This is a genomic window from Sulfuricella sp. (assembly GCF_035531155.1).
GTDB lineage: Bacteria > Pseudomonadota > Gammaproteobacteria > Burkholderiales > Sulfuricellaceae > Sulfuricella.
This window is the reverse complement of the sequence record NZ_DATKTK010000027.1, coordinates 20508-42431: the sequence shown is the minus strand read 5'-3', so window position 1 is coordinate 42431 and position 21924 is coordinate 20508. Positions and strand designations below refer to the sequence as shown.

General features: G+C 59.8%; 25 protein-coding genes. 14 read left to right on the top strand and 11 right to left on the bottom strand.

Features of this window, described 5'->3' with window-relative positions; genetic code table 11:
• Position 1 precedes the first annotated feature (1 nt).
• From VMV64_RS05740 to VMV64_RS05715, 6 genes are all read left to right on the top strand, one after another.
• Positions 2-1141 carry a D-alanyl-D-alanine carboxypeptidase family protein gene (locus tag VMV64_RS05740; RefSeq protein ID WP_325328998.1) on the top strand — a complete coding sequence of 380 codons (1140 nt, stop codon included), beginning with the start codon at positions 2-4 and terminating at the stop codon, positions 1139-1141.
• Positions 1138-1989 (top strand): D-amino acid aminotransferase, encoded by an 852-nt coding sequence (locus VMV64_RS05735; protein ID WP_325328997.1) that lies wholly within the window; start codon positions 1138-1140, stop codon positions 1987-1989. The genes VMV64_RS05740 and VMV64_RS05735 overlap by 4 nt, the downstream gene beginning before the upstream one ends.
• Before the next feature lie 106 nt (positions 1990-2095).
• Positions 2096-2365 (top strand): DUF493 domain-containing protein, encoded by a 270-nt coding sequence (locus VMV64_RS05730; protein WP_325328996.1) that lies wholly within the window; start codon positions 2096-2098, stop codon positions 2363-2365.
• A 13-nt stretch (positions 2366-2378) separates the two neighbouring features.
• Positions 2379-3047, top strand: a complete 669-nt coding sequence (lipB, locus tag VMV64_RS05725) for a lipoyl(octanoyl) transferase LipB (protein WP_325328995.1) — start codon at positions 2379-2381, stop codon at positions 3045-3047.
• Between the two features lie 141 nt (positions 3048-3188).
• The gene (lipA, locus tag VMV64_RS05720; RefSeq protein ID WP_325328994.1) at positions 3189-4136 is read left to right on the top strand and encodes a lipoyl synthase; all 948 of its coding nucleotides are present in this window, start codon (positions 3189-3191) and stop codon (positions 4134-4136) included.
• A gap of 12 nt (positions 4137-4148) precedes the next feature.
• A complete protein-coding gene (locus VMV64_RS05715; protein ID WP_325328993.1) occupies positions 4149-4745 on the top strand; it encodes a class I SAM-dependent methyltransferase in 597 nt (198 codons plus the stop codon).
• 15 nt (positions 4746-4760) lie between these two features.
• Here the strand turns inward: VMV64_RS05715 and VMV64_RS05710 are convergent, their stop codons facing one another.
• From VMV64_RS05710 to VMV64_RS05665, 10 genes are all read right to left on the bottom strand, one after another.
• Positions 4761-5369 carry a DUF2238 domain-containing protein gene (locus VMV64_RS05710; protein ID WP_325328992.1) on the bottom strand — a complete coding sequence of 203 codons (609 nt, stop codon included), beginning with the start codon at positions 5367-5369 and terminating at the stop codon, positions 4761-4763.
• 13 nt (positions 5370-5382) lie between these two features.
• Complete coding sequence (locus VMV64_RS05705) at positions 5383-5628, bottom strand: hypothetical protein (RefSeq protein ID WP_325328991.1); 246 nt, start codon at positions 5626-5628, stop codon at positions 5383-5385.
• Between the two features lie 31 nt (positions 5629-5659).
• On the bottom strand, positions 5660-5956 hold the full coding sequence (locus VMV64_RS05700) for a Dabb family protein (protein WP_325328990.1): 297 nt from the start codon (positions 5954-5956) through the stop codon (positions 5660-5662).
• Positions 5953-6555 carry a hypothetical protein gene (locus VMV64_RS05695; RefSeq protein ID WP_325328989.1) on the bottom strand — a complete coding sequence of 201 codons (603 nt, stop codon included), beginning with the start codon at positions 6553-6555 and terminating at the stop codon, positions 5953-5955. The genes VMV64_RS05700 and VMV64_RS05695 overlap by 4 nt, the downstream gene beginning before the upstream one ends.
• Positions 6556-6558: 3 nt before the next feature.
• The gene (locus tag VMV64_RS05690) at positions 6559-6810 is read right to left on the bottom strand and encodes a TIGR02647 family protein (protein WP_325328988.1); all 252 of its coding nucleotides are present in this window, start codon (positions 6808-6810) and stop codon (positions 6559-6561) included.
• A gap of 26 nt (positions 6811-6836) precedes the next feature.
• A complete protein-coding gene (locus tag VMV64_RS05685; protein ID WP_325328987.1) occupies positions 6837-8036 on the bottom strand; it encodes a THUMP domain-containing class I SAM-dependent RNA methyltransferase in 1200 nt (399 codons plus the stop codon).
• 158 nt (positions 8037-8194) lie between these two features.
• Entirely contained in the window at positions 8195-8977 is a 783-nt protein-coding gene (locus tag VMV64_RS05680; protein ID WP_325328986.1) for an ABC transporter permease, read from the bottom strand.
• Between the two features lie 10 nt (positions 8978-8987).
• Positions 8988-9425, bottom strand: a complete 438-nt coding sequence (mscL, locus tag VMV64_RS05675) for a large conductance mechanosensitive channel protein MscL (RefSeq protein ID WP_325328985.1) — start codon at positions 9423-9425, stop codon at positions 8988-8990.
• Positions 9426-9450: 25 nt separating this feature from the next.
• Entirely contained in the window at positions 9451-10362 is a 912-nt protein-coding gene (locus VMV64_RS05670; RefSeq protein WP_325328984.1) for an ATP-binding cassette domain-containing protein, read from the bottom strand.
• Positions 10363-10453: 91 nt separating this feature from the next.
• Positions 10454-11098, bottom strand: coding sequence for an alpha/beta hydrolase (locus VMV64_RS05665; RefSeq protein ID WP_325328983.1), 645 nt, complete (start codon positions 11096-11098; stop codon positions 10454-10456).
• A gap of 81 nt (positions 11099-11179) precedes the next feature.
• Here VMV64_RS05665 and VMV64_RS05660 point away from each other — a divergent pair, with 81 nt between their 5' ends.
• The 5 genes from VMV64_RS05660 to dbpA all read left to right on the top strand — a co-directional run bounded on the left by VMV64_RS05660 (position 11180) and on the right by dbpA (position 15283).
• Positions 11180-11479, top strand: a complete 300-nt coding sequence (locus VMV64_RS05660) for a toxin-antitoxin system TumE family protein (protein WP_325328982.1) — start codon at positions 11180-11182, stop codon at positions 11477-11479.
• Positions 11463-11828 carry a MarR family transcriptional regulator gene (locus VMV64_RS05655; protein WP_325328981.1) on the top strand — a complete coding sequence of 122 codons (366 nt, stop codon included), beginning with the start codon at positions 11463-11465 and terminating at the stop codon, positions 11826-11828. Before VMV64_RS05660 ends, VMV64_RS05655 begins: the two co-directional genes overlap by 17 nt.
• A gap of 26 nt (positions 11829-11854) precedes the next feature.
• Positions 11855-12397: an ankyrin repeat domain-containing protein gene (locus VMV64_RS05650; protein WP_325328980.1), complete on the top strand. Its 543-nt coding sequence runs from the start codon at positions 11855-11857 to the stop codon at positions 12395-12397.
• A gap of 26 nt (positions 12398-12423) precedes the next feature.
• The gene (locus tag VMV64_RS05645; protein WP_325328979.1) at positions 12424-13713 is read left to right on the top strand and encodes an FAD/NAD(P)-binding oxidoreductase; all 1290 of its coding nucleotides are present in this window, start codon (positions 12424-12426) and stop codon (positions 13711-13713) included.
• A 142-nt stretch (positions 13714-13855) separates the two neighbouring features.
• Positions 13856-15283, top strand: coding sequence for an ATP-dependent RNA helicase DbpA (gene dbpA, locus VMV64_RS05640; RefSeq protein WP_325328978.1), 1428 nt, complete (start codon positions 13856-13858; stop codon positions 15281-15283).
• A gap of 1095 nt (positions 15284-16378) precedes the next feature.
• Here the strand turns inward: dbpA and VMV64_RS05635 are convergent.
• On the bottom strand, positions 16379-18259 hold the full coding sequence (locus VMV64_RS05635; RefSeq protein WP_325328977.1) for a putative bifunctional diguanylate cyclase/phosphodiesterase: 1881 nt from the start codon (positions 18257-18259) through the stop codon (positions 16379-16381).
• A 225-nt stretch (positions 18260-18484) separates the two neighbouring features.
• On the opposite strand from VMV64_RS05635, the gene VMV64_RS05630 reads away from it, so the two are divergent.
• Genes VMV64_RS05630 through VMV64_RS05620 form a run of 3 tightly spaced genes read left to right on the top strand, consistent with a single transcriptional unit; the run spans position 18485 to position 21920 of the window.
• Positions 18485-19219, top strand: a complete 735-nt coding sequence (locus tag VMV64_RS05630; RefSeq protein WP_325328976.1) for a C39 family peptidase — start codon at positions 18485-18487, stop codon at positions 19217-19219.
• Positions 19216-20688, top strand: coding sequence for a RimK family protein (locus tag VMV64_RS05625; RefSeq protein ID WP_325328975.1), 1473 nt, complete (start codon positions 19216-19218; stop codon positions 20686-20688). The genes VMV64_RS05630 and VMV64_RS05625 overlap by 4 nt, the downstream gene beginning before the upstream one ends.
• Entirely contained in the window at positions 20685-21920 is a 1236-nt protein-coding gene (locus VMV64_RS05620) for a carboxylate-amine ligase (protein ID WP_325328974.1), read from the top strand. The genes VMV64_RS05625 and VMV64_RS05620 overlap by 4 nt, the downstream gene beginning before the upstream one ends.
• Positions 21921-21924: the final 4 nt, after the last annotated feature.

Sequence of the window (21924 nt, the reverse complement as noted above, 5' to 3'; positions counted from 1 at the left end):
CATGATGAAAAAATTCCTCACTCTAGCCTTGTTGTTTGCCGCGCTCCCGGTGTTTGCGGCGCCCCCCGCCATTTCTCCGCCTCCCGCGCCGGACATCGCTGCCAGAAGTTACATTCTGGTGGACTTATCCAGTGGCCAGACCTTACAGCAGCGGGGCGGGGACGAACGGGTGGAGCCGGCTTCGCTCACCAAGCTGATGACGGCCTACCTGACTTTTGCCGCCCTGCGCCAGGGAGTGATCACAGGCACCCAGGCGTTGCCGGTGTCGGAGCGGGCCTGGCGCGCCGAGGGGTCGCGCATGTTCATTCAGCCGAACACGCCTGTTGCCGTGGACGATCTGATTCGCGGCATGATCGTGCAATCCGGCAACGATGCCTGCATCACCTTGGCTGAGGGGATCGCCGGCAGCGAAGAAGAGTTTGCTCGTCGCATGAATCTGGAAGCCCAGCGTATGGGCATGAAAAACACCCACTTCATGAACTCCACCGGCCTGCCTCACCCGCAGCACTACACCACAGCCCGGGATTTAAGCCTGCTGGCACGGGCGATCATTCGCGATTTCCCCGAATACTATCCGCTCTATTCGCTGAAGGAATACAAGTACAACAACATCACCCAGGCCAACCGCAACCGCCTGCTGTGGCAGGATCCCACCGTCGACGGCATGAAAACCGGACATACCGAATCCGCCGGCTTTTGCCTGATCGCCTCGGCCAAACGCGATTCGAGGCGGCTGCTTTCAGTAGTGCTGGGCACGACTTCGGAAAGCATGCGTGCCAGCGAGAGCCAGAAACTGCTGAATTACGGTTTCCAGAATTTCGACACCCACCATTTGTACCAGAAGGGCCAGGTTGTTGCCACCCTGCCGGTGTGGAAAGGCAGCGAAAACATCCTCAAGGCCGGCGTTGCCCAGGATTTCTACGTCTCGCTGCCTAAGGGCCAATATGCACGCCTCAAGGCCTCGCTGGTCAGCAAGCAGCCCTTGCTGGCGCCACTTCCGGCGGGTCAGCAAGTCGGCACCATCCGTTTGACGCTGGACGACAAACCCTATGCCGAATACCCGCTGGTGGCGCTGGAAGGTGTGGCCAGGGCGAACTTCTTCAAGCGCGGCTGGGATGGCGTGAAGCTGTGGTTCAAATGATCTACCTCAACGGCCGGTTCATGCCGATCGAAGAGGCCCGCGTGCCGGTGCTCGATCGCGGTTTCATCTTCGGCGACGGCGTCTACGAGGTGATCCCGGTCTACTCGCGCCGCCCGTTCCGACTGCCCGAGCATCTGAAGCGCCTGCAGCACAGCCTGGACGGCATCCGGCTGAGCAACCCCCTGAGCGAGGAGGAATGGGTGCGCCTGATCGGCGAACTGGTCGAGCGCAACCAGGACGAGGACCAGTCGGTTTACCTGCATATCACCCGCGGCGTGGCCAAGCGCGACCACGCCTTCCCGACGGGCGTGGCGCCGACGGTGTTCATGATGAGCAACCCGCTGGTGACCTCGACGCCTGAACTGGTGGAAAGCGGCATTGCCGTGGTGAGCGCGGCGGACAACCGCTGGCTGCGCTGCGACATCAAGGCGATAGCCCTGCTGCCCAACGTATTGCTGCGCCAGTTGGCGGTAGATGCGGGTGCGGCCGAAACCCTGCTGCTGCGCGACGGCTTCCTGACCGAGGGCGCCGCCAGCAACATCTTCGTGGTGCGCGACGATGTCCTGCTGGCTCCGCCGAAAGACAACCTGATGCTGCCCGGCATCACCTACGACGTGATCCTGGAACTCGCTGCCGCCGCATCCCTCAAAATCGAGGTGCGACGCATTAGTGAGCATGAAGTGAGGACGGCGCAGGAGCTGTGGCTCACCTCCTCGACCAAGGAAGTCCTGGCGATCACCCACCTGGACGGCAAGCCCGTCGCGGATGGCAAGCCGGGTCCGCTGTTCCGCCAGATGTACCACCTTTACCAGGATTACAAGAACACCGTGATGAGGGCAGCGGCATGAGCAGGAAGCAGGTTCCGGCCGCAGGCTGGATGCGACCGACCGCGATTGACGCCAGCCATCGACGCGAGAAAGTCAAAATTGGCATGATGATTGATGAGGGGGCGGCATGACCGAAGAACGCACCACCCTGCTCGAATTCCCCTGCGCCTTCCCGATCAAGATCATGGGCGAAGCGAGAGAGGGTTTCGCCGATGCCATGCTGGAAATCGTGCTGCGCCACGCGCCGGATTTCGTCGCCGCGAGCGTGGAAATGAAGGCAAGCAGTAGCGGCAAGTACGTTTCCCTGACCTGCACCATTACCGCTGTTTCTCAGGTCCAGCTCGACGACCTGTATCGCGAGATCAGCGGCCACCCGATGGTGTCGATGGCGCTGTAGGGGGTGAAGGGTGATGGGTGATGAGGAATGGGTGGAAAACAAACCGGTGGCGAGGCGCGCTTCACCCATTACCCATCACCCATTACCCATCACCAGGCATCTGGGTCTGGTCGAATACCTGCCGACCTGGCAAGCGATGCAGGATTTCACCGCCACACGCGGGCCGGATACGCCCGATGAACTATGGCTGCTTGAGCATCCGCCGGTCTATACTCTGGGCTTGGCGGGCAAGCCGGAGCACCTGCTGCGCGCCACCGATATCCCGGTCGTGAAGATCGACCGCGGCGGCCAGATCACCTACCATGGGCCGGGGCAGATCGTCGTCTACCTGCTGCTGGATTTGAAGCGGCGCAATATCGGCGTCAAGGAGCTGGTGCGGCGCTTGGAGCAAGCGGTGATCGACCTGCTGGCGGGATATGAAACCAGGGCCGAGCGGCGCGACAAGGCGCCGGGTGTCTATGTCGGCAAAGCCAAGATCGCCGCGCTTGGGCTGCGCATCAAGAACGGCTGCTGTTACCACGGACTGTGCCTGAACGTGGACATGTATCTGTCCCCGTACGCGGCGATCAACCCCTGCGGTTACGAAGGGCTGGCGGTGACGCAGTGCCGCGATGTCGGCATCACCGATAATCTTGAGGTTGTCGGCAAAAAATTAATTGAGAAATTGAAACAAGATCTTTAACCGCGGAGGCGCAGAGGCGCTGAGAAAAACAATGCAAGGGGAAACCAGGAAAGCCCAGCCTTTCTCAGCGAAACCTCTGCGCCTCCGCGCCTCTGCGGTAAATATTTTTTGGGTTCCGGCTTGGCCGGCTTAGGAATGAAAATGGCTGAAAACAGACAAACAGGCGCTGCGAAAACCGCGCGCATCCCGATCAAGATCATCCCTTCCGAGCCGCTGCGCAAGCCGAGCTGGATCCGAGCCCAGGCGCCGACCTCGGCCAAATACCAGGAGATCAAACAGATCCTGCGCAGCCGCAACCTGCACACCGTGTGCGAGGAAGCGTCCTGCCCCAACATCGGCGAATGCTTCAGCCACGGCACCGCTACCTTCATGATCCTGGGCGACCTGTGCACGCGCCGTTGCCCGTTCTGCGACGTCGCCCATGGCACGCCGCTGCCGCCCGAAGTTGAGGAGCCTGCGCAGATCGGCAACTCGGTTGCGGTGATGGGCCTGAATTACGTGGTGATCACCAGCGTCGACCGCGACGACCTGCGCGACGGCGGCGCCAGCCACTTCGCCGCCTGCATTCGCGCCACCCGCGAGCAGTCTCCGCACACCCGCATCGAAACCCTGGTGCCGGATTTTCGCGGCCGGCTGGACGTCGCGCTGGATGCGCTGGCGGCTGACCTGCCCGACGTCCTCAACCACAACCTGGAAACCGTGCCGCGTCTTTACAAGCAGGCCCGCCCCGGCGCCGACTACGTCCACTCGTTGAAGCTGCTGCAGGAATTCCGGCGGCGCTACCCGCACATCCCCACCAAGTCCGGCCTGATGGTGGGGATAGGTGAAACCGATGAGGAAATTCTGGCAGTGATGCGCGACCTGCGCGCCCATGGCGTGGAGATGCTGACCATCGGCCAGTATTTGCAGCCGACCCGGCACCACCTGCCGGTGATGCGATTCGTCGAGCCGGCCCAGTTCGATCGCTACGCTGCCGCAGCTGAAGAAATGGGTTTTTCCAACGCCGCCTGTGGGCCGATGGTGCGCTCGAGCTACCATGCCGACCGGCAGGCGAAAGAGGCCGGCATGACCATGAAAGAAAACAATTAAGAAGGAGCCTGCATGGACGCCAACCATCCCGTTGATTTTTTCGACAAGCAGTTCCAGAAACAGGTCAGCGAGCAGAGCTTTGCCCTCAACCCGTTCGAGGCGGCGGTGCTGCCGCATTTGACGGGCAGCGTGCTGGATCTGGGTTGCGGGCTGGGCAATTTGAGCGTCGAGGCGGCGCGGCGTGGCGCCTCCGTGGTGGCGGTCGATGCCAGTCCGACTGCGGTTGCGCATATCCAGCGGGTTGCAGAACAGGAGAAGCTGGCACTGCAAGGGGTTCAGGCCGATCTGGGAAACTACTCAATCGACGGGTCGTTCGATTCCATCGCGGCGATCGGGCTGCTGATGTTCTTCGACCGGGCGCGGGCACTGGAGCTGCTCGAGGAAATCCAGCGGCACGTGAAGCCCGGCGGATGCGCTGTGATCAACGTCCTGATCGAAGGCACGACTTATCTCGGCATGTTCCAGCCGGACCACTATTATCTGTTTGGCCGGGATGAACTCATGTACCTCTTCGCGGGCTGGAAAGTGCTGGAATTAAACTACCAGAGCTTTTCCGCGCCGGACAATACCGAGAAGGTGTTTGCGACGATTGTCGCACGGAAGGTTTGATCCAGCTGCAGCGCTTCATTCAGATGTTTCTTTGGATAGTTTCCTGATTTGCCGGTCGTGCATCCTGCTCAGTAAAGCCAGCGCGGCGATGGTGCCGAGCAGCGCATAAGCCATGTCCGACTGGGTGTCCCAGACGTAGCCCTGGGTACCGAGGAAGGCTTCGGCTGCCTGCTCCGACGCCAGCGCCACCCACCACTCGACCAATTCGTAAAATGCACTGATTGCCAGGCAGATGCAGACGACGATGAAGAACAGCCATTTCCCCGATGCGACCACGGCGTTGCGCAGCAGGATCTCCCGCGCCACGATGGCCGGGACGAAGCCCTGGGCGAGATGGCCGAGCTTGTCGTAATTGTTGCGCTGCCAGCCAAAATAATCTCCGAGCGGGTCGAGCAGGGGCACTTCGGCATAGGTGTAATGCCCGCCGACCATCAGGATCAGGCCGTGAATCAGGATCAGGAAATAGGCCAGCGGCGTTAAGGGGAAGCGGCGGCGCGTGGCCGCCAGCAGCACGAAGGCGATCATTGCCGGCAGGACTTCGAGCAGCCAGGTGAGGGCGTCCTTGGGGTGGGTGCCCGACCAGATCAGGGTGGCGAAATAGACCAGGACCCAAAGTGCGGCCATGGCGGGAACGGATTTATTCGGACGGGTCAACGCTGTCCCACGGTTCCAGCTTGTAGCGTGGCGGCTTGCTCATCAGGTAGAGCACGATGCCGCAGCTGAGGAAGAACAAGGTGGTGGCGAACATGCTGGCAGTGACGACATCGCCGCTGCCGCGTGTTGCCAGCAAGTAGATGAGGATCGCCAGGCTCACGACCATGCTGACGAAGGAGGCGACGGCGAAGCCGAAGGCGATTTTTCTTCCAGTATTGCGGGGGGTCATTGGGGTTCCTTGGTTGGATTGATCGGTGGACTCAGGCTTCATAATCGACCACCCGGCGCTCGCCGCGGACCGCTTTCACAAAGGGGATGACTTCGTTGTGCGCAGGATGCACCTGGTAGGCCTGCAGTGCGGCATTGCTCTCGAATTCGGAGTACAGCACCACGTCGGAGGACTCGCCTTCCTTGCTGAAATCGATGCCGACTTCCAGCTTGAGCAGGCCGGGGATTCGGCCGTTGAGGCTTTCCAGCTGGCGCTTCAGCTCCAGCGCGTTGGCAGCCTTGTCGCCGGCTTCCTCCCTGAGCCGCCACATGACGATGTGCTTGATCATCCTTTTTCTTCCTTTTCGTTGCTGCCGAAATCGCAGCGGATGTTTTTCAGTTCGTTGCGATAGGCGGCCCCATCGCCGTAATCGGTGAAGCGGCTGTAGCGCGAATGGGCCTGCAGTATTCGCCGGGCGTGCTTGATCGGGCACCAGTACTGCTCCGTCCGCGCCACGATTTCCTTGATGTAGGACATGAGGCCATTGGCGTAGGAGCAATAGGCGCAGTTGATCTTCTCGAGGATGTTCAGGTAGGCGAGGTCCTGATGGTCGAAGATCAGGTAGTCACGACGCCTGACCTTGGAGATGCCGTAAATCGGGAAACAGATGAGCTGGTACAGAAAGACGAAGGCATCCAGCAGCAGCAGTGGGAAAAACATTGAGTAGATAATCGGTGCGGTGAGGATATGGCGCGGTTTCGCATGCAGGACGTAGCGCAGCAGGCTGATCCTGAGCTGCTTGTACTTCAGCAGGACTTCATTTTCGAAAAGAGCCTTGCGGTTTTCCAGGCTGAAGCGCAGCTCGTCCCGCTTTTTGGCGAGCTCTAGTTCAAGTTCTTCCTCGAGCCCCCTGATCCGCTCGATCAGTTCACTGATCTGCGGCGTCATCGGCTATTTTGCGGTGAGAATGGTCAGCGTCGCCTGGAGCGCTTCCGCCACTTCGCGGCCGAGAGCGGTGAGGTAGCCGCCGTCGGCCAGGGTTACCAGTTTCTTGTCATGCAGCCGCTGCACTGCGGCGATCACCGAGGGCTCGGCGTCTTTGTGTACCTTGATGCCTTCCTGCATGGTGTCGAGATCGAAGTGGGCGAGGAAGTTCAGTTCCGCCACGAGGTCGGGGGTCAGTTTTGGAGGTGGGGTCAACATGGTGTGCCTTTCTGAATAGTCTTCGACTATTGTGGCACGGAAACCGGCTCGGCTCCATCCGGCCCGGTCTCTTTTTTCATTTTGCGGTTCGATCCGGCCACCATGTCGTACACGAATAGGCGGCAATCCAGTGCGCCGTTGAAAAGCGGAATGCGGCGCGACACGGAAAGCCGGATCAGTTTGGCAAGGCGCATGTCCGCGCTGAGGAAGCAGGCGCGCCAGCCGCCGAATTTCTGCTTGAGCAGGTCGCCGATCTTGGGGTAAAGCTGCGCCATTTCTTCCTGTTCGCCGATGCGCACTGCGTAGGGCGGGTTGGTGACCAGTACGCCGGTCGGCGCGGGCGGCGTGACGTCGAGCATGTTGATCTGCTTCAAGGTCACCACTTCCTCCAGTCCGGCGGCCGCCAGGTTGGCGCGCGCCGCCATCAGCACGGTGCTGGAAACGTCGCTGCCGTAGATAGGTAATGGTGTTTTCGGCAGTTCTGCCGCAGCGGCTTCCTGGTAAATCGCATCCCATGTCGTAGGGTCGAAATTTTTCATGTGCTCGAAAGCGAACCAGCGTTCCGCGCCGGGCGCGATGTTGAGCGCCATCTGGGCGGCCTCGATGAGGAAGGTGCCGCTGCCGCACATCGGGTCGAGCAGTGGCATCCCCGGTTGCCAGCCGGCGAGATGCAAGATCCCCGCTGCCAGATTTTCGCGCAGCGGCGCTTCGCCCTGCTCCTTGCGGTAGCCGCGCTTGAACAGCGCCTCGCCCGAGGTATCGAGGTAAAGCGACACCCGGTCTGCGGTGAGGAAGGCGTATACCCGCATGTCCGGCGCGGCGGTGTCGATGCTCGGCCGTTCGCCGCCTGCGGTGCGGAACTTGTCGCAGACGGCGTCCTTGATTTTCAGGGTGACGAAATCCAGGCTGCGCAGCGGGCACCGAATCGCGCTGACCTTGACGCGGAAGGTCTGTTCAACATTGAAATAGCTCGGCCAGGACAGGGCCAGCGCGGCGCGGTAGATGTCTTCCTCGCTGCGGTAGGACTGCTCTGCCAGTCGCCACAGGACGCGGCTGGCGACACGGCTCCACAGGTTGACGCGATAGCATAGCGCCAGGTCGCCGGCAAAGCCGACGCCACCGTCGGTGGGTTCAATGGCGGCTGCGCCGAGCTTTTCCAGCTCGGCCGCCAATGGGGCTTCCAGGCCGCGCGGGCAGGGGGCGAAAAAATGTTGGGTGGTTTCCATTGCAATATCCTAGAAAAAGCAGATGAACCGCAAAGGCGCAAAGAACGCGAAGGGAATCATTGAGATTTGAGCGTCAGCCAGTAACCCGGAAGGTGAGCAACCATTAGTTCTTATGTTGCTTTTCTTTGCGCCTTCGCGTCTTTGCGTTTCAGGGTTTTTCATTTCAGTAGTCTGCGCCGGGTCAGCACCAGCGCGATATAAAAGCCGACGCCGCCATAGGCGAGCAGCGCCAGAACGTGAGCGAGCACTTGCTGCGGTGCACCGCCTTGCACCAGCGGGCGGGCCAGTGCGATGGCATGGGTCAGCGGCAGCCAGACTGATACCGTCTGTAGCCATGGCGGCAGCTGGTCGACCGGGTAGAACACCCCGCACAGCAGCACCATCGGCGTGATCACCAGGGTGAAGTAGTACATGAAGAAATCGTAGTTGGGCGAAAGCGCGTTCATTACCAGCCCCATGCCGGCGAAGCAGAAGCCGATCAGGATGATCAGCGGGATCAGCCACAGGGTCTGGCCGAAACCCGCCAGGCCCAGCGCCCAGACGATGACCAGGATCGCGAGGCCGGAGAGCAGGCTCTTGCTGGTGGCCCAGAGCAGTTCGGCGAGCAGCACGTCGTCCAGGGTCAGCGGTGTGTTGAGGATGGCCTCCCAGGTTTTCTGCACGTGCATGCGCGAGAAGCCCGAGTAGAGCACCTCGAAAGTGGCGCTGTTCATGGTGCTGTAGCACACCGTGCCGGCTGCGAGGAAGGTCATGTAGGGCACGCCGCCCACTTCGGGCAGCAGGCCGCCCAAGCCGTAGCCCAAGCCCAGCATGTAAAAGGCCGGGTCGGCCAGATTGCCGAGGATGGAGGGGATGGCGAGCTTGCGCCATACCAGGAAATTGCGCCGCCATACCGGGATGAAGCGCAGGCTCAGGGTGGGCAGAGCCCAGAATCCGGTCATGGCAGCCGCTTCATTTCAATTCCGAGGTGCAGTGGCCGCAACGGGTAGCCTTGACCGGAATGGCGTTGAGGCAATAAGGGCACTCCTTGGTCGCCGGTGCAGCGGCGGGTTCCTCTGCTTTGAGGCGGTTGATCTGGCGCACCAGGATGAAAACGGCGGCGGCGACGATGGTGAAATCAATCAGGGTGTTGAGGAACAGGCCGTAATTGATCGTCGCGATCCCCGCGGCCTTGGCCTCCGCCAAGGTGGTCACCGATTTGTCCGAAAGGTTGATGAACAGGTTGCTGAAGTCGAAACCGCCCAGCAGCTTGCCGATCGGCGGCATCAGGATGTCGTTGACGAAGGACGTGACGATCTTGCCGAATGCCGCGCCGATGATGATGCCGATAGCGAGGTCAACCACGTTGCCCTTGACCGCAAATTCCTTGAATTCCCGCAAAATTCTCATGATTTCTTCTCCTTCTTCTTCACAGCTAATCGCGCAAGTCGCGCCCGGTCAGCTTGAGAAACACATCTTCCAGGCTGGCCGGGCGGTTCAGATAGCGCAGGTCGGTCCGGTTGCGCAATTGCTGCACCAGCGCCTCGCTGTTGCGGGTATAGCAGAACACGGTTTCGCCGACCCTTTCGACGCGGTCGCAATAAGTGCTGCCATGTGCCGCCGTCCAGTCCGCCACCCCTTCACCATAGACTTCCACCACCTGGGGTTCAATGTGGTTTCCGATCAATTCATGCGGGCTGCCGGTGGCGATGATCTTGCCATGATCCATGATCGCGATCCGGTCGCACAGGCGCTCCGCTTCTTCCATGAAATGGGTGGTGAGCAGGATGGTCTTGCCTTGGTTGAGCAGCCGCCGCAAGCCCTGCCACATCATGTGGCGCGCCTGGGGGTCGAGGCCGGTGGTCGGTTCGTCCAGAAAGATCAGATCAGGGTCGTTGACCAGTGCCCGCGCCAGGGTAAGGCGCCGCTTCATGCCGCCGGAGAGGGTGTCGATGCGTGCGTCGGCGCGGTGTTCGAGGCCGGCGAATTCGAGCAGGGCCGGGATGCGCTCGGCGGTCTCGGCATCCTTCATGCCGAAATAGCGGCCATAGGCCAGCAGGTTTTCACGCACCGTGAAGTCGGGATCGAGGTTGTCCATCTGCGGCACCACCCCCACCCGCGTCCTCGCCTCGCGCGCCTTGCCGGGAACCGGCAGGCCGAGCATGGAAATCGTGCCGCCATCCGGTGAAGTCAGCCCCAGCGCCAGGCGCAGGGTGGTGGTCTTGCCGGCTCCATTCGGCCCGATCAGGCCGAAGCACTCGCCCTTTTTCACGGCGAGGTCGATCCCGGCCACCACTTCGAGCGGGCCATAGGACTTGCGCAGGTTGTGGATGTTCAGCAGCGGCATGAGCAGGGAGCAGTGCCTTCCGAAGGAAGGTGCGACCGTCCGCGATTGTCGCTGGACGCCGACACGAGGAAGTGAAAATTCATGATATCAATTAAAGGAGGCGGAAGCATGTGTCGGATACTATTCTGGCCAGCAGGTTAAGCTGGCCATGGAAAAAATGCCCCGCGCCCGGCACCACGGTGAGCGGCAGGTTCTGTGGCCGCGCCCAGTCGAGCACGTCGGCGAGCGGCACGACTTCGTCCTGTTCGCCGTGGATCACCAGCGTATCGGCCGGCACCGGGCCGATCTTGAAGTGTTTCACCGCCGGGGCGACCAGCACCAGCCGTTGCGCTTCAACCCGTTCCAGCACCCGGGTCTGGACGTAGCCGCCGAAGGAAAAGCCGGCCAGCATGATGGGCAGCTCGCCCAACTCGTGCCGGGCATGACCGGCCAGCGCCAGCATGTCCCCGGTTTCGCCGATGCCCTGATCGAACTCCCCGTCGCTTTGCCCGACACCGCGGAAGTTGAGGCGAAATGCGGCCAGCCCGAGGCGGCTGAAAGTCTTGGCCAGGGTGGCCACCACCTTGTTGTCCATGGTGCCGCCATACAGCGGATGGGGATGGGCGACCAGGGCGATGCCGCGGCATTCGCCGCTGGGCATGGCGGCAGCCGCTTCCAGCCTGCCTGCCGGTCCGTCGATGAAAAAGTGCTGCGAGGTCACAGGTGGAAGATGGGTGAGTTGCCAGAATGCGGCCAATTATACGGGGCGGCGCGTTGCTTAGCGAGCGGGGTTGAACGTTGTATTGCGCATTAACAATATATTGCTACAATACGATATATGAAGGCAAAGCTGATCCGCGACCTCAAGAAAATTTATCCAAACGGCGTGGTGGTTGAGATGGTGCTTTGGCTGTTACCAAAGCCCACGGCAGATCGTCCGCACAGGTTGAAATACCGGTTTTATTGCGGGAATGAGGGGCGTTGCATTGTGCGTTACGATAATGAAACCGGCAAAGGCGATCATATCCACTATGGGGAAGAAGAGTATCCCTATAAGTTTGTTAGCCCGGAACAACTGGTGACAGATTTTCTCGGCGATGTGAAAAAATTGGCGGAGGTGAATGATGAAGAAGCTTGAAGTCGGGACGAGATCCCTGAAAGAGATGGGTGCGGATGTCCTGGAGGCATGGAAGCGTGCAGAGACAAGCCAGGAAGTCGTGCCGCGCGAGGCGCTATATTTTGCCGACATGCCACTGTTGCTCGCCAACCTGACGGCTGCCCGCTGGTCTTTGCTGGAGGCACTCAAGGCTAGTGGGCCCATGACCATTTATGCGCTCGCCAAAAACCTTGGGCGCAATTACAGTAACGTTCATTCCGATGCAAGGAAACTGTTGGCGCTGGGATTGATCGAGAAAAACGAGGACGGCAAAGTGTTTGTGCCGTGGGACGAAATTCATGCCGATTTCACGTTGAAGGTGGCGGCTTGAACAGGCCACATAAAGGAGAGGGTGAAATGAAATCCATGAACAAATTATGGGCAAGTTTGTTAATAGTCATGCTGTCCGTCGCCGCATTGGCTTCCGCGGCGCATGCACAGCAGGTGCTCGGCCAAAACGACCAGATCATTCACGATGCCGCGAGGATGGGCAGCGGCGCGGAGGTTGCCAGAATCATCAAGGAAAATCCGGCCATGCGGGACGCGCGTACCGGTCTCGGCAGCACGCCGCTGCACCTGGCGGCGACCAATCCCGACGTCACCGCCGTGAAAGCGCTGCTGGCGGCCGGTGCCGACGTCAACGCCAAGGACATGGATGGCAACACCCCGCTGCACATGGCGGCTTACACCAACCGGATCGAGGTCGCGAAAGTTCTGCTCGAGGCGGGTGCGGACGTCAACATCGTCTCGTCAGGGGGGCGCACGCCGATGGCGATGGCCCGAAAAAGCCGGGCCGACGAAATTGCCGGGCTGATTTCCCTGTGGGTGCTGAAAGGCTGCAAATCGGGCGGGAAGTGCGAGCAGGCGAGCACCTACGATCTCAAGAGACTGGTGGACTGAAGAAGTGCTTCTCGATAAAGAGAAAAATGTCCTTTAGCCGCCGCACTTTCCTTGCCGCATCCGCCGCCCTGTGCGCTGCGCCCTTCGTCGGTCGGGCGGCCGAGCTGCTGCCGCCCGGCAAAGGCCGGCGGGTGGTCATCGTCGGCGGCGGCTGGGGCGGGTTGAGCGCTGCCCGTCACCTGCGCGACTTGGCGCCCGACCTGGAAGTCGTCCTGCTGGAAAAGAACCCGGTGTTCTGGTCCTGCCCCCTGAGCAACAAGTGGCTGGTGAATCTCGTGGACACCCGATTCCTCGTCCATGATTACGCCACCGCCGCCCGCGCCTACGGCTACACGTTCATCCAGACCGAAGTATCGGCCATCGACCGGGACAGGCGTCGGGTCGTCACGGAGCAGGGCACGCTGGATTACGACTGGCTGATCCTCGCCGTGGGCATACGCTACGACTACGAAGCCTGGTACGGCAACGACCGCCGCGCCATCGACCACACCCTGGGGAATTATCCCTGCGCCTACATCCCGGGCAAGGAGCCTGCGGCGCTCAAGGAGAAGCTGGAAAACTTCAAGGGCGGCGATCTCGTCATGACCATCCCGCCCATGCCTTACCGTTGCCCGCCCTCGCCCTACGAACGGGCGTGCATGATCGGCTGGTCGCTCAAGTCCCGCAAGATCAAGGGCAAGCTCATCGTCCTCGATCCCAATCCCAGCTTTTTGGGCTTCAGCCGGATTTTCGCCGAACAGTACCAGGATCAGATCGTCTATGTGCCCAATGCCAGGGTGAAATCCGTCGATCCTTTCAACAAGACCATTTCCACCGATTTCGACGATATCCGCTTCGACGACGCCATCCTCATGGCGCCGCAGCAGGCCGGCGATCTGGTGTGGAAAGCCGGCCTCATCGCCAAGGACAGCGAAGGCAAGCCTACCGGCTGGGCCGACCAGGATCCGGTGCATCTGCATGCCAGGGAGGACGATAAAGTGTTCTTGATCGGCGACCTCATGGATAAAGTATCGCCGCTCTTCGGCCATTATCCGAAGAGCGGCCACATGGCCAACCGACTGGGCCGTATCGCCGCCCGCGAGATCGCCGCCCGCGCCAAGGGAGTTGCGCCGGAACCGCTGCTTCCAGACGGCGCTTGTTACGTGTTTTCCAGCATCGATCCGATGGAAGCGATCCGCATCGATTCCCGCTACAAATTTCGCGGCGACGGGCTCATCGCTCAGTCCGTCAAACAATTCCATGACCCGAACCCGATGGGCGAAGATGTTCAGTGGGCGAAGTCGATGTTCGAGGAATTTCTGGCGTTCAAGGCCTGAGAAGCGTCCTGAATCACCCACCGCTTCGACCATCGCGAAAGCAAAATGTAGGTTGGGCTGAGGTACGAAGCCCAACAGACCCAAAACTCCACCAAAACAAATTTTTACAAGCACGTCGCACCGCAGGCGGGGATAATTGCGCATGACCGATATTTCCCTACCCTCCTCCCCGTCCGCAGCAAGCGCTGCCGGCCGCTCTTTCAACGAACTGCCGCTGCCGCCCGGCGTACAGGCGACATTGCAGCAGCTCGAATACCTGACCATGACCCCCATCCAGGCGGCCGGCCTGCCGATTGCGCTCGCCGGGCACGACCTGATCGCGCAAGCGAAGACCGGCAGCGGCAAGACGGCTGCGTTCGCGCTGGCCCTGCTCACCAGGCTGAACCCGCGCCGCTTTGCGGTGCAAGCCATGGTGCTGTGCCCGACGCGCGAGCTGGCCGATCAGGTCACGCAGGAGATTCGCCGCCTGGCGCGATTCGCAGACAACATCAAGATCGTTGCCCTGTGCGGCGGCACGCCCATGCGCCCGCAGATAAACAGCCTGGAGCACGGCGCGCACATCGTCGTCGGCACGCCGGGCCGCATCATCGATCACCTCGGGCGCGGCAGCCTTGCGCTGGATGCGCTCAACACCCTGGTGCTCGACGAAGCCGATCGCATGCTGGACATGGGCTTTTACGACGACATCGCCTACGTGGCGACGCGCTGCCCGGCAGAGCGCCAGACCCTGCTGTTCTCCGCGACCTATCCCGACGGCATCGCGCGACTGGCGCGCCAGTTCTTGCGCAAGCCCCAGGAAGTGAAGCTGCTGGAACAGCATGAGGACAGCAAGATACGCCAGCGCTTCTACGAGGTGAAACCCGAGGAGCGCTTGCAGGCCGTTGGCCTCTTGCTCAAGCACTACCGCCCGGTCAGCACGCTGGCCTTCTGCAACACCAAGCAGCAATGCCGCGACTTGCTGGAAGTGCTGCACGCGCAGGGCATTCATGCGCTGACCTTGAACGGCGATCTGGAACAACGCGAACGCGATCAGGTGCTGATCCAGTTCGCCAATCGCAGTTGCTCGGTGCTGGTGGCCACCGACCTGGCGGCGCGCGGCCTGGATATCGCGCAACTCGAAGCGGTCATCAATGTCGATGTCACGCCCGACCCGGAAATCCACATCCATCGCATCGGCCGCACCGGCCGCGCCGATCAGGACGGCTGGGCGCTGAGCCTGTGCAGCCCGGCCGACCAGCGCCGTGTCGCCGCCATCGCACAGATGATGGGCAGCGAACCGGAGTGGCATGAGCTGGGTGAATTGCAAAGCGGCAATGACTCACCGCTGGTGCCGCCGATGGTGACGCTCCAGATACTCGGCGGGCGCAAGGAGAAGATCCGCCCCGGCGACGTGCTGGGCGCACTTACTGGCGAAGCGGGATTCACGCGCGAGCAAGTCGGCAAGATCACGGTGACCGAGCTATCCACCTATGTTGCCGTCGCGCGCAACATCGCCAGTGTAGCCGTTCGCAAATTGTCGGCAGGCAAGGTAAAGGGCAAGACGGTTAAAGTGCGCGCGCTGGAGGATTGATTTACCCCCGGATTTGCACGGTAATGTAGTGGGATTAGCGGGCCTGCTCGTCCAGGGGTGTACAGCATCGACAGTCGCGGCCGACCGGCTCAAATCATCGACCAAAAACAGACGGATGAGCTCACGAGTGATGATCGTCCGGTCCAGCTCTAAACTAGCCAATCAGACTTTCGGGAAACGGACACATTTTTCCTGGCGCCTTAGATTGGACAACCTGGGCGCTTCGCGCCAACTAGCGTGGCCTATACCAATCCGACGCTGATCCCTGCTGCGTCCCCTACACTGTTTCTTTGGGTGGAAGACCTTGCAGTATGTTTCCGCGCACCGGTCGGGAAAAGAATGTTCTCTTCAACAAGCTGAGTGAGAATGGCTCGTTACGATTCCATGGAAAGAGCGATACACAACGCGCCATCGTGCAATACCCAAATATCAATTGTGCCCACGTTCCTACAGTAGGAACCCAGTAAACTATCTGTAGTGGTTCCGGGAGCGCAACAAGAAGAAGTACCAAATACCAGAATCGGACCTGGACCGGAAAAGCTGTGATGCTGTGCTCGCGTATGGCAAAGTGAGCTATCTGAAACAAAGTAAGGCCGATGGCCCACAAGAATCCATTCCCGTATCCCGCAACACCAGCGGTAAGCAAGCATGCCGTAACAAACCAGTACCACCAACTGAGTTCTTTGTAATTGATCATAAACATAACAGATATCCTTTTGTTTTCAAGACGTAGTATTTATTTAGACTAGCCCAGGCCTTGTACATTCGGAAGAGTTGCTGAGACGCTAGAAGAGGTTAGGTCACAACCAAGCTGCAACTTGTCTTGCGTGATGCTTGACACCCCTCATCACCGAGATGACATTCAAACGAACATGAGCGTCCCTGAAGCAGGGCCCAATCTTCATCGGCATACATCCGCAGGGGAAGATTGGGCGGAAAGTACACGCAACCAAAGCAAAGTTCGTTAGTCTCAGCGGTCTTTTCGGACATGGTAGGTAGAGGTAACGCAATAACCCAAATCAAACATTCGATCTTTAGTAACCCGGTCAGGCTAGGTATGATGCTACCTGTGTTATGTGTTATAGAAGGTTCATGTCAGGATAAATGCTTTAACCAAATATCATAGGGTTCTGGTTTGCAAAACAAATATCCCTGATAAATCACTTCCGCTCTGGCTTTGAGAAAAGCAGCTTGTTCATGGGTTTCTACCCCTTCTGCCACAACTTCCAGTTTCATATGTTTAGCAACTGCCAAGATGGATTCAACCAACGCTGCATCATCTGGATTGGTTGGTGCATCCTGAATAAATATTTTGTCAATTTTTAGTTCGTGAATGGGAAGGCGCTTGAGGTAGGTCAGCGAGGAATAACCCGTACCGAAATCATCAATCGAGAAGTGAATACCCAAAGACGTCAGTTCAATCATCTTGGCGATGACATCATTAATGTTATCAATCAATAACCCCTCTGTGATTTCAAGAGTGAGGTGACTGGGATCGGCGCCCGTATCGGCAAGGATCCACCTGATCCAGGCAACAAATCCGGGTTGGCGAAAATGTCTTGGGCTAACATTTACCGACAGCCTGACCGGACGACCTACCATCTCGTCTAGCGCCAATATCTGACATGCCTTTGTCATCACCCAAACGCCAATATCTACGATTAAATCGGTTTCTTCAGCAATTGGAATAAAAGATACAGGGGGGATCAGGCCACGCTCGGGATGCTGCCAACGCACCAATGCTTCAGCCCCGACGACGATGCCCGAGGCATTCACCTGGGATTGGAGATACAACCTTAACTCCCCATCCGTAATGGACTTACGCAGTTCACGCTCAATCTGGAAGCGTTGCTCCGCCATACCCGTCATGGATTGCTCAAAGACTACGCTTTGATTGCCGCCATTCTGTTTGGCACGATGCATCGCAGTATTCACACGACGCAGCACATCGCCTGCCGTGTCATCGGGGTTCTGAGGAAACAAGGTAATTCCAAGGCTGCTGGTGATTGAAATTTCATCTGAACCAACGTGAAGAGGGAATTTGAGGGCAATGTGAACCTTATCAGCCAAACCTTGGGTAAGCGAGGCAATAGTTTCAGAACCTTCTTCAGTGCGTTGTACCAGAATAGCGAATTCATCAGCAGATATTCTGGCCAAGATATCTCTTGTATCGAGTGCAGTTGAGAGGCGATCCCCCACTGCGCGCAACAGAATGTCTCCGGTGGAATGCCCGCGCGCATCATTCAGCGTTTTGAACCGATCCAGGTTGAAAAGTATTAGTGCGCCTTCGTGCCCGCTCTGTTTACACGAGGACAAGGATTGATTCAGCTTTTCCATCAAAAGTGAACTATTGGGCAAACCCGTCAATGTGTCGTAATAAGCCAAATGCTCCAGATTGCCCCTGGCTCTTTCTTTCTCTTCATAATCCTGAAACAGAAGACAGACCAGCATCGTTGCAGAAGGGTAGAACAATAAAATCGTCACCCCCATCTCTTTGATGACTGTTAGGCCAACCTTATCAGGCAAAAACATGAATATTGCCAGCATGACAATATGCACCAGAAACCCAAACCCCAGCAGGGGAAGCGCACCCAGATAGCCTCCGGAACGTTTTCTGATGTAATGAAACGTGACCCCAATCGCAGAGGATGCAGTAATGACAGCAATGCCAACTAGAGTCCCTGCTCCACCTAGCCAAAACCGATAGGCACCGGTGATTAATCCGCTGATGAGTGCCACCAGAGGGCCGCCGATGAGTCCTGCCACGGCCAAGATAATTGATCGTCCGTCAAAAATAATTCCGGGTGCGTATTGGATTGGAGTCATCATGCCCAATACCCCGACGACACCAAAAAGGAAGCCAATAAGCACCGTGTTAGTCAACGCACTTTTCCCAGCGCGTGATACGGTTACCTGGAAAACAGCTGCGAGAGCAACCAATAAGGCGATATTTTGTATGAGTTCAATAAGAATCATGACTGGCGTCCCAATAGGCTACCCAATATATCAGATAGGCGAGCAACCATGTGGGGGTCTTCTTCTGGCGACTTTGATCGGTATGCGCAGTCACCCCCTGTTTCGTTGATTTCACAGAAACGCTGAATTCCCTTTTCCCCGCCTGCATCAGATGACTGTTTCCAGTTCATGGCGCCATCACATCCTATACTGATGAGGTAAGTATCCTTTTGGCGAGGCTTTGTCATGCATCCGATCACGCTGCGCTTGCCGGTCAAGATGCTGCCACAGCCGGACGAGACCACCTGCGGCCCCACTTGCCTGCATGCCGTCTACCGCTACTGGGGCGAGGACGCACGGCTTCCGGAGGTAATCGCCCGCACCCGCAAGATGGAGTTCGGCGGCACCTTCGCGATTTTCCTGGCCTGCGATGCGCTGCGCCATGGCTATCAGGCCACCATTTATACCTACAACCTGACGGTGTTCGACCCCACCTGGTTTGCGCCTGGTGTGGACATCGCCGAGCGCCTGCAGCGGCAGCGTGAGGTGAAAAAAGACGCCAGGCTGCAACATGTCACCGAGGGTTATCTGGAATTCCTGAGCCTGGGCGGGCGGCTGCGCCTGACCGATCTCTCCCGCCCCCTGATTCGCGGCCTGCTGCGCCGGAATCTGCCCATCATCACGGGTTTGAGCTCCACCTATCTGTACCGCGCCGCGCGGGAATACGGGCCGAACGACGAACCCGACGACGTGCGCGGCTTGCCGGCCGGGCACTTCGTCGTGATCGCGGGCTATGATCGGGAAAAGCGCACAGTGCTGGTGGTCGATCCCTATGCGCGCCATCCCTACGGCCCGTCGCACGAATACTGGATCAACATCGACCGTGTGCTAGGCGCCGTGCTGCTGGGCATCGTGACCCACGACGCCAATCTGCTGGTGATCTATCCGCCGGGTCCGCGGCAGCGCGGGGGCGAGCCATGAGCATCCTGATCGTGGTCAACAACCCGCGCGACTGGCCGCTCGACGTTCCCGGCGTGACCGTCGTGCCGGCGCGGGCCTACCTGACCGATCCGGCCTATGGCAGCGACCGCTTCGCCCGGGTGTTCAACCTGTGCAAAACCTACCGCTACCAGAGCCTCGGCTACTACGTCTCGCTGCTCGCCGAGGCCCGCGGCCACAAGCCGCTGCCCCGGTCGAACACCATCGAGGACCTGAAATCCCAGAACATGGTGCGGCTGCTCACCGAGGGCCTGGACGAGCTGATCCAGAAATCGCTGGCGCCGATCAAGTCGGATGCCTTCGAACTCAGCATCTACTTCGGCCGCAACGTGGCGGCTCGCCACGGCCCGCTGAGCCGGCATCTGTTCAACCTGCTGCAGGCCCCGTTGTTGCGCGCCAATTTCGAGCGCCGCGGCCATCATTGGCGCATCCGCAGCGTGCGGCCGATTGCCGCCAGCGACATCCCGCCTCAGCACCATGAATTCGCGATCCAGGCCACCACGGAGTACTTCATGGGCCGCAGGCGACGGGCGCAGAAGCGTGCCGCACCGCGTTACGACCTCGCCATCCTGCACGATCCCAACAATCCCGAGCCGGCATCCAATGCCAGGGCGCTGCAAAAGTTCGAGAAGGCGGCGCAGGCCCTGGGCATGCACGTGGAGTTCATCACCCGGGCAGACTTCAGCAGGTTGACCGAATTCGACGCCCTGTTCATCCGCGACACCACCTTCGTCAATCACTACACCTACCGCTTTTCGCGGCGGGCCGCCGCCGAGGGGCTGGTGGTGATCGACGATCCGGACTCCATCCTGAAGTGCAACAACAAGGTCTATCTCGCCGAGATCCTGGCCCGGCACCGCATCCCCGCACCCAAAACCCTGCTGGTGCACCGGGACAACGTGGACCAGATCATTCCCACCCTTGCGCTGCCTTGCGTGCTCAAGCAGCCGGACAGCTCGTTCTCCATCGGGGTGGTGAAGGTGGAGTCGGAGGAAGAGTTGCCGGCCAAAGTGAATGCCTTGCTGGATAAATCGGAACTGATCATCGCCCAGGAATATTTGCCCACCGAGTTCGACTGGCGCGTCGGCATTCTCGACCGGCGGCCGCTGTTCGTGGCGAAGTACTTCATGGTTCCCGGCCACTGGCAGATCATCAAGCACGGCGACCAGAAGCGCGATTTTGTCGAGGGGCCTACGGTGGCGTTGTCCGTCGGCGAAGCGCCGGACCGGGTGGTGAAGCTGGCGCTCAAGGCGGCCAACCTGATCGGCGATGGATTCTACGGCGTGGACATCAAGCAGGTTGGCAACCGTTTTTACATCATCGAGATCAACGACAACCCCAACGTGGACGCCGGCAATGAAGACGGCGTGCTCAAGGACGCGCTCTACCGCGAAGTGATGGGCGTGTTCCTGAAGCGCATCGAAGCGCGCAAGCGGGGTGCTTCACTATGAGCGACCCGTCCGTGCTTCACGCCTTCACGGGCTACGGCATCGAGCTCGAGTACATAATCGTGGATCGGCAGAAGCTGTCGGTTCTGCCGGTCGCCGACGAGCTGCTGCGCCAAGCCGCGGGAGCCTGCGTGACGGAAGTGAAGCGGGGGAGGTTCGGCTGGTCCAACGAGTTGGTGCTGCACCTCGTAGAACTCAAGAACGCGAGCCCCGATCCCGCCCTCGAACCGCTTCCTGCCGCCTTCCAGACCGAGGTTCGATACATCAACCGGCTGCTCGAATCCTTGGGCGCGCGGCTCATGCCCAGCGCCATGCACCCGTGGATGGACCCCGTCGCCGAAACGCGGCTGTGGCCCCACGACGATGCCGTTATTTACCAGACCTACGACCGCATTTTTGGCTGCAAAGCGCACGGCTGGGCCAACCTGCAAAGCATGCAGCTCAACCTGCCGTTTGCCGACGATGCCGAGTTCGCCCGCCTGCATGCCGCCATCCGGCTGGTGCTGCCGATCATCCCGGCTCTGGCGGCGAGCTCGCCCATCGTCGAAGGCAGGCCTGCGGGCTTCCTGGATTTTCGTATGGAGGCTTACCGCACACACCAGGCGAGAATTCCATCGACGATCGGGCGGGTGATCCCGGATACGGTCACCAGTCGGGCAGAGTACCAGGCCACCATCCTGGCGCCCATGTACCGAGAGATTGCGCCCTTCGACCCGGATGGCGTTCTGCGCCACGAATGGCTCAACGTCCGCGGCGCGAGCCCGCGCTTCGACCGCAAGGCCATCGAAATCCGCGTGATCGACGTGCAGGAGTGCCCGCAGGCCGACCTCGCCATCGCCGCCGCCGTCACTGCCGTTGTTCGGGCGATCTACGATGCCAAATGGTCGCCGCTCTCCATGCAGCAGGCAATCGGCACGGATTCTTTGGTGGAGGTTCTGCACGCCTGCATCCGCGACGCCGAGCAGGCGGTGATCGACGATGCCGGGTATCTGCGCCTATTGGGCTTCCCCGATCGGCAATGCCAGGCCGGCGAACTCTGGCGCCACCTCATCGAAGCGACGTCGCTGGACAGTTCAGCCCACTGGCGCGAGCCGCTGCGCGTGATACTGGAACGCGGGCCGCTCGCCCGCCGCATCCTGCGGGCGAGCGGCCCGGACTGCACAAAAGCGCGCCTGCATTCGGTCTACCGCGAGCTGTGCGACTGCCTGGAAGAGGGCCGGATGTTCTTGGACTGATAGG

What these genes read in the sequence shown, in the direction of transcription:
- VMV64_RS05740 (WP_325328998.1), top strand. Translation starts at nt 2, where the DNA reads ATGATGAAAAAATTCCTCACTCTAGCCTTGTTGTTTGCCGCGCTCCCG.
- VMV64_RS05730 (WP_325328996.1), top strand. Translation starts at nt 2,096, where the DNA reads ATGACCGAAGAACGCACCACCCTGCTCGAATTCCCCTGCGCCTTCCCG.
- VMV64_RS05685 (WP_325328987.1), bottom strand. Translation starts at nt 8,036, where the DNA reads ATGGAAACCACCCAACATTTTTTCGCCCCCTGCCCGCGCGGCCTGGAA.
- VMV64_RS05650 (WP_325328980.1), top strand. Translation starts at nt 11,855, where the DNA reads ATGAAATCCATGAACAAATTATGGGCAAGTTTGTTAATAGTCATGCTG.
- dbpA (WP_325328978.1), top strand. Translation starts at nt 13,856, where the DNA reads ATGACCGATATTTCCCTACCCTCCTCCCCGTCCGCAGCAAGCGCTGCC.
- VMV64_RS05690 (WP_325328988.1), bottom strand. Translation starts at nt 6,810, where the DNA reads ATGTTGACCCCACCTCCAAAACTGACCCCCGACCTCGTGGCGGAACTG.
- VMV64_RS05630 (WP_325328976.1), top strand. Translation starts at nt 18,485, where the DNA reads ATGCATCCGATCACGCTGCGCTTGCCGGTCAAGATGCTGCCACAGCCG.
- VMV64_RS05715 (WP_325328993.1), top strand. Translation starts at nt 4,149, where the DNA reads ATGGACGCCAACCATCCCGTTGATTTTTTCGACAAGCAGTTCCAGAAA.
- mscL (WP_325328985.1), bottom strand. Translation starts at nt 9,425, where the DNA reads ATGAGAATTTTGCGGGAATTCAAGGAATTTGCGGTCAAGGGCAACGTG.
- VMV64_RS05705 (WP_325328991.1), bottom strand. Translation starts at nt 5,628, where the DNA reads ATGACCCCCCGCAATACTGGAAGAAAAATCGCCTTCGGCTTCGCCGTC.
- VMV64_RS05660 (WP_325328982.1), top strand. Translation starts at nt 11,180, where the DNA reads ATGAAGGCAAAGCTGATCCGCGACCTCAAGAAAATTTATCCAAACGGC.
- VMV64_RS05655 (WP_325328981.1), top strand. Translation starts at nt 11,463, where the DNA reads ATGATGAAGAAGCTTGAAGTCGGGACGAGATCCCTGAAAGAGATGGGT.
- VMV64_RS05735 (WP_325328997.1), top strand. Translation starts at nt 1,138, where the DNA reads ATGATCTACCTCAACGGCCGGTTCATGCCGATCGAAGAGGCCCGCGTG.
- lipB (WP_325328995.1), top strand. Translation starts at nt 2,379, where the DNA reads ATGGGTGATGAGGAATGGGTGGAAAACAAACCGGTGGCGAGGCGCGCT.
- VMV64_RS05635 (WP_325328977.1), bottom strand. Translation starts at nt 18,259, where the DNA reads ATGATTCTTATTGAACTCATACAAAATATCGCCTTATTGGTTGCTCTC.
- VMV64_RS05620 (WP_325328974.1), top strand. Translation starts at nt 20,685, where the DNA reads ATGAGCGACCCGTCCGTGCTTCACGCCTTCACGGGCTACGGCATCGAG.
- lipA (WP_325328994.1), top strand. Translation starts at nt 3,189, where the DNA reads ATGGCTGAAAACAGACAAACAGGCGCTGCGAAAACCGCGCGCATCCCG.
- VMV64_RS05680 (WP_325328986.1), bottom strand. Translation starts at nt 8,977, where the DNA reads ATGACCGGATTCTGGGCTCTGCCCACCCTGAGCCTGCGCTTCATCCCG.
- VMV64_RS05710 (WP_325328992.1), bottom strand. Translation starts at nt 5,369, where the DNA reads ATGGCCGCACTTTGGGTCCTGGTCTATTTCGCCACCCTGATCTGGTCG.
- VMV64_RS05700 (WP_325328990.1), bottom strand. Translation starts at nt 5,956, where the DNA reads ATGATCAAGCACATCGTCATGTGGCGGCTCAGGGAGGAAGCCGGCGAC.
- VMV64_RS05645 (WP_325328979.1), top strand. Translation starts at nt 12,424, where the DNA reads ATGTCCTTTAGCCGCCGCACTTTCCTTGCCGCATCCGCCGCCCTGTGC.
- VMV64_RS05670 (WP_325328984.1), bottom strand. Translation starts at nt 10,362, where the DNA reads ATGCCGCTGCTGAACATCCACAACCTGCGCAAGTCCTATGGCCCGCTC.
- VMV64_RS05625 (WP_325328975.1), top strand. Translation starts at nt 19,216, where the DNA reads ATGAGCATCCTGATCGTGGTCAACAACCCGCGCGACTGGCCGCTCGAC.
- VMV64_RS05695 (WP_325328989.1), bottom strand. Translation starts at nt 6,555, where the DNA reads ATGACGCCGCAGATCAGTGAACTGATCGAGCGGATCAGGGGGCTCGAG.